Genomic DNA, 6,098 nt, shown 5'->3' on the forward strand with positions numbered 1-6,098 from the left:
GAGCGAACGATGAGCCAACGTGGACTGGAAGCGCTGTTACGACCGAAATCAATTGCGGTGCTGGGTGCGTCGGTAAAACCGGGCCGCGCTGGCTATCTGATGATGCGCAACCTGCTGGCGGGCGGCTTTGGCGGTCCGGTGTTGCCGGTCACGCCCAAATACAAGGCGGTCAGCGGCGTGCTGGCCTGGCCGGATGTGGCCAGCCTGCCCTTCGCCCCCGACCTGGCGATTATCTGCACCCACGCCAGACGCAATCTGGAACTGTTACAGCAGCTGGGAGAAAAAGGCTGTAAAGCCTGCATTATTCTCTCCGCGCCGGCCAGCCAGCTGGAGGCGCTGAAAGCCTGTGCCAGCCAGTGGCAGATGCGCCTGCTGGGCCCCAACAGTCTGGGCCTGTTAGCCCCCTGGCAGGGACTGAATGCCAGCTTCTCACCGGTACCGATTGCAAAGGGCCGCATCGCCTTTATTTCGCAATCGGCGGCGGTGTCCAACACCATTCTCGACTGGGCGCAACAGCGCAACCTGGGCTTTTCGTGGTTTATCGCCTTAGGCGATAGCCTGGATATTGATGTCGACGATCTGCTGGATTTTCTTGCACGCGATGGCAAAACCAGCGCCATTTTGCTCTACCTGGAACATCTGAGCGACGCCCGGCGCTTCGTTTCTGCCTCGCGTAGCGCAGCGCGTAATAAACCGATTCTGGTGATCAAAAGCGGTCGCAGCCATCAGGCACAGGCGATGATCGGCACCGCCAGCGGGCTGGATGCCGCCTGGGATGCCGCCATTCAGCGCGCCGGTCTGCTGCGCGTGCAGGACACGCATGAGCTGTTTTCCGCCGTGGAGTCGCTCAGCCACATGCGCCCGCTGCGCGGTGAGCGCCTGATGATTATCAGCAACGGCGCAGCCCCGGCAGCGCTGGCGCTGGATGAACTCTATGCGCGTAACGGCAAGCTGGCGACGCTGGATGAGCCCACGCTGCAGGCGCTGGCGGCCCTGCTGCCGGAAGGCATCGGGCGCGGTAATCCGCTGGATTTGAAAGATCATGCGACGCCCGCGCTGTACGTGGCCTGCGTAACACAGTTGCTCGACAGCCATGAACTGGATGCGCTGATGATCATCCATTCACCCAGCGCCGTCTCTCCGGCCAGTGAAACCGCTGCGCAGATTATTGCGGCGGTGGCCGCGCATCCGCGGGGTAAGCAGGTGACGCTGCTGACCAACTGGTGCGGCGAACACTCTTCGCAGGAAGCCCGCCGCGCATTCACCCAGGCTGGCATTCCGACCTGGCGCACGCCAGAAGGTACGGTGACGGCATTCATGCACCAGGTTGAGTATCGGCGTAACCAGAAACAGCTACGCGAAACGCCAGCGCTGCCGCTGGGCCTGACGCAAAACAGCGCCGAGGCACATCAGCTGCTGCAACAGGCACTGGATAGCGGCATTACCACGCTGGATACGCACGAGGTGCAGCCCATACTGCAGGCTTACGGGCTGGCGACGCTGCCAACCTGGATCGCCAGCGACAGCCAGTCTGCCGCTAAGATTGCCGACCAGATTGGTTATCCGGTGGCGCTCAAGCTGCGCTCGCCGGATATTGCGCATAAGTCGGATGTACAGGGCGTGATGCTCTATCTGCGCAGCGCGGCAGAAGTTGAACAGGCAGCAGACGCCATCTTCGATCGCGTGCGTGAAACGCATCCGCAGGCGCGCATTGACGGTCTGCTGGTACAAAGTATGGCGAATCGCGCCGGTGCGCAGGAGTTGCGGGTGGTGGTTGAGCATGACCCGCTGTTTGGCCCAATCATCATGCTGGGCGAAGGCGGTGTGGAGTGGCAGCCGGACAAGCAGGCCGCCGTGGCGTTGCCGCCGCTGAATATGACGCTGGCGCGCTATCTGGTAATTCAGGCACTGAAGAGCGGCAGAGTGCGCAGCCGCAGTGCACTGCGACCGCTGGACATCACCGGCCTCAGTCAGCTGCTGGTGCAGGTATCAAACCTGGTGGTCGACTGTCCGGAGATTCAGCGGCTGGATATTCATCCGCTGCTGGCATCCGCCAAGACCTTTACCCTGCTGGACGTGACGCTGCAGCTGGCTCCGTTTCATGGCGACAGTGAGGCGCGGCTGGCAATTCGTCCCTATCCGCACCATCTGGAAGAGCAGGTGCAGCTTAAAGATGGCCAGCGCTGCCTGTTTCGCCCGATTCTGCCGGAGGATGAACCGCAGCTACGTGCCTTCATCGCCCAGGTCACCAAAGAAGACCTTTACTATCGCTACTTCAGTGAGATCAATGAGTTTACCCACGACGATTTGGCGAACATGACGCAGATCGATTACGACCGGGAGATGGCGATTGTCGCAGTACGCCAGCATAACGGTGCCGATGAGATCATCGGCGTGACGCGCGCCATCTCCGATGCTGACAATATTGATGCAGAATTTTCGGTATTGGTGCGTTCCGACCTCAAGGGTCTGGGCATGGGCAGGCGGCTGCTGGAAAAGATGATCCGCTATACACGCGATCACGGCCTGCAACAATTGAACGGTATCACCATGCCGCACAATACCGGCATGATTACCCTGGCGCGAAAACTCAATTTTCGTGTGAATATTCAACTGGATGATGGCATTGTCAGCCTGAATTTACCGCTGGCTGACACCGGCGGCCTGGCTGTAGAGAAAGGTAAAAATCCTCCTTAACCGGCCGGTTGATGTTATTATTTACCGTTAGGATCATGATTTGATGGCAAAAGGCCATACAATGAACAGAGAAGAAGTGCACTGTGATGTTGTCTAAATTCAAACGCAATAAACACCAACAACACCTCGCACAGCTGCCTAAACTGTCACAGTCCGTGTCGGATGTGACCACGCTTTACTCGCCCGCCGAGTTTCGTGAAACCCTGCTGACGAAAATCGCCACGGCAGAAAAACGCATCTGCATCGCCGCGCTGTATCTGGAAAATGATGACGGCGGACGCAGCATCATGCAGGCGCTGTATGCAGCGCGTCAGGCGCGCCCGGAACTGGATGTCAGTATTCTGGTGGACTGGCATCGTGCGCAGCGCGGCCGTATCGGTGCCGCGCGCGGCCTGACGAACGCCGACTGGTATTGCGAAATGGCGGCGCAGCATCCCGATATCGCGATTCCGGTGTATGGCATTCCGGTGAACACCCGTGAAGCGCTCGGTGTGCTGCATCTGAAAGGCTTTATCATTGACGATACGCTGCTGTACAGCGGTGCCAGCCTGAACGATGTCTATCTGCATCAGCATGACAAATACCGTTATGACCGTTATCAGCTGATCCGTAATCCGCAGCTGGCGGACACCATGTTTCAGTGGATTGGTGAGAATCTCAAACATTCTGAGGCCGTTAACCGTCTCGACCAGGCCGAACGTCCCTCCAGCCCGGAAATCAAGAATGAAACCCGCCAGTTTCGTCAGGAGCTGCGCAGCTTCAACTATCAGTTTACCGGTGATGCCGGCAACGAATCACTGGCCGTCACGCCGCTGGTCGGGCTGGGTAAACGTAGCCTGCTGAACAAAATCATCTTCCATTTAATGCCCTGCGCCGAGCGTAAGCTCACGCTGTGCACGCCGTACTTTAACTTGCCGGCCATTCTGGTGCGCAATCTGATCCAGCTGCTGCGTCAGGGCAAAGAGGTCGAGATCATCGTCGGCGATAAAACCGCCAACGATTTCTACATTCCGCCACACGAGCCGTTCAAGATTATCGGTGCGCTGCCCTATCTGTATGAAATCAACCTGCGTCGCTTCCTCAGCCGGTTGCAGTATTACGTCAATAACGGCCAGCTGACGGTACGTTTGTGGAAAGATGGCGACAACAGCTATCACCTGAAAGGCATCTGGGTTGATGACGAGTGGATGATGATCACTGGTAATAACCTCAATCCGCGCGCCTGGCGACTCGATCTGGAAAATGCGGTGCTGATTCACGATCCGCTCAACCAGCTGGCAGAGCAGCGCGATAAGGAACTGGCGCTGATCCGTCAGCACACCACGGTGGTGAAACATTTCCGCGAGCTGGAGAGCATCTCTGATTATCCGGCAAAGGTGCGTAAGCTGATTCGCCGTCTGCGTCGCATCCGTATCGATCGCCTTATTAGCCGTCTGCTGTAGCCGATGCGTGCGCTCATCCTCTGTGCGGTATTACTGTGTAGCGGATGTGCGCATGTGGCGCAGGACAGCTGGACCGGCCAGGATAAGGCACAACACTTTTTCTCCTCTGCCGCTCTGGCTGCCGCCGGCAGTGAGATCTCTCAGCATCAACATCAGAGCCGCGGGCAAAATCTGCGCTTCGGCCTGCTCTTTTCGCTAAGCTTCGGCGTAGCCAAAGAAGCCTGGGACAGCCGCCCTGCCGGGAGCGGCTGGAGCTGGAAGGATCTTAGCTGGGATGTCGCCGGCGCGGCCAGCGGCATTGCCCTGTGGAACCTGAGTCAGTAATCACAGCGCAATCCCCTTGCCTTTGCGGTGCAGCATCAGCGATACCAGAAATGCCAGCGCGCCCATTGCCGAGACATACCAGAAGAAGGTGGTTTCGATGCCGTGCTTCTTCAGCAACAGCGCCACGTACTCGGCCGAACCACCAAAGATAGCGTTAGCTACCGCATAGGAAAGTCCCACGCCCAGTGCCCGCACTTCCGGCGGGAACATTTCCGCTTTAAGGATGCCGCTGATCGCGGTGTAGAAACTGGTAATAATCAGCGCCAGCATCACCAGCACGAACGCCAGCCCGCTACTTTGCACATTCTGCAGTAACATCAAAATCGGCACGGTACAGATAGCCGCGCCAGCGCCGAAGATCATCATTGATGCCCGCCGGCCAATCTTATCTGACAGCGCACCCACAATCGGCTGAATCAGCATGAATACCAGCAGCGCGCCGGTCATCAACGCACTGGCGCTGCGCGCATCCATACCCGCCGTGTTCACCAGATATTTCTGCATGTAGGTTGTGAAGGTATAGAAGCTCAGCGATCCGCCGGCGGTAAAGCCAAGCACCATCAGGAAGGCGCGCGAATGGTTACGCAGCAGGCCAAGGATGCTGCCGGCATCGCGATGTTCCCGGTGCTTTTTCTCGGAGGTTTCATTCAGTGAGCGACGCAACCACAGAGCGACCACGGCCAGAACCGCGCCAAGAAAGAACGGGATACGCCAGCCCCAGCTGCGCAGCGCTTCATCACTGAGGATTTGTTGCAGTACCACGACCGTCAGCACGGCTAACAGCTGACCGCCAATCAGGGTGACGTACTGGAACGACGCGTAGAAGCCTTTGCGCCCTTCCAGTGCCACCTCACTCATGTAGGTAGCGCTGGTACCATATTCCCCGCCCACCGATAAGCCCTGAAACATGCGCGCCAGCAGCAAAATCACCGGTGCCGCAATGCCGATTTCGCCATAGCCGGGTAAACAGGCGATGACCAGCGAACCAAAACACATCATGCATACCGAGATCAGCATCGAACTTTTTCGGCCGTGACGGTCCGCGATGTAGCCGAATAGCCAGCCACCGATGGGACGCATTAAGAAGCCCGCCGCAAACACGCCGGCCGTTTGCAGCAGCTGGGTAGTGGTGTCGCCGGCCGGGAAAAATACATGAGCAAAATAGAGCGAGAAGAACGAGTAGACGTAGAAATCAAACCATTCGACCAGATTGCCGGACGACGCGCCGACAATGGCCCAGATGCGTTGTTTACTGACGGCTGCCGCTTCCGGCTGGGCCGATTTTTGTTGTAAGTCTGTCATCTTTTACCTCATTTCCTTGCGAAGAACATCGCTAAAGCAATGAGTAAAGCATCTGAGGACGGCGCGGGGGGATTGGTGCCCGTTCAGGATGACAAAATGTGACAGAGCTGGAGTTTTAAGGAGAGATTTTGCAGAGGATTAAGTGGATTTGGCGATCGCCAGACGTAAAAAAGCCCCGGACTCTCGTCCGGGGCTTTTTTACTGGTTTGATGCCTGGCAGTTCCCTACTCTCGCATGGGGAGGCCCCACACTACCATCGGCGCTACGGCGTTTCACTTCTGAGTTCGGCATGGGGTCAGGTGGGACCACCGCGCTGTTGCCGCCAGGCAAATT

Annotated in this window: 4 protein-coding genes and 1 rRNA gene; 3 read left to right on the forward strand and 2 right to left on the reverse strand. The window is 57.8% G+C overall.

Annotated features, from left to right (window positions below):
- Positions 1–9: 9 nt before the first annotated feature.
- The 3 genes from F3I21_RS10130 to F3I21_RS10140 all read left to right on the forward strand — a co-directional run bounded on the left by F3I21_RS10130 (position 10) and on the right by F3I21_RS10140 (position 4,463).
- Positions 10–2,697, forward strand: coding sequence for a bifunctional acetate--CoA ligase family protein/GNAT family N-acetyltransferase (locus F3I21_RS10130; RefSeq protein WP_150058796.1), 2,688 nt, complete (start codon positions 10–12; stop codon positions 2,695–2,697).
- Between the two features lie 83 nt (positions 2,698–2,780).
- Complete coding sequence (gene pssA / locus F3I21_RS10135; RefSeq protein WP_190286083.1) at positions 2,781–4,139, forward strand: CDP-diacylglycerol--serine O-phosphatidyltransferase; 1,359 nt, start codon at positions 2,781–2,783, stop codon at positions 4,137–4,139.
- A 3-nt stretch (positions 4,140–4,142) separates the two neighbouring features.
- Positions 4,143–4,463 carry a YfiM family lipoprotein gene (locus tag F3I21_RS10140; RefSeq protein WP_059009994.1) on the forward strand — a complete coding sequence of 107 codons (321 nt, stop codon included), beginning with the start codon at positions 4,143–4,145 and terminating at the stop codon, positions 4,461–4,463.
- Here F3I21_RS10140 and F3I21_RS10145 read toward each other — a convergent pair whose 3' ends face one another.
- Together F3I21_RS10145 and rrf are read right to left on the reverse strand one after the other, a co-directional pair.
- Entirely contained in the window at positions 4,464–5,765 is a 1,302-nt protein-coding gene (locus F3I21_RS10145) for an MFS family transporter (protein ID WP_021506458.1), read from the reverse strand.
- Positions 5,766–5,976: 211 nt separating this feature from the next.
- Positions 5,977–6,092 (reverse strand): 5S ribosomal RNA (gene rrf / locus F3I21_RS10150).
- Positions 6,093–6,098: the final 6 nt, after the last annotated feature.

This window comes from Pantoea sp. B_9, assembly GCF_008632015.1.
GTDB lineage: Bacteria > Pseudomonadota > Gammaproteobacteria > Enterobacterales > Enterobacteriaceae > Pantoea > Pantoea dispersa.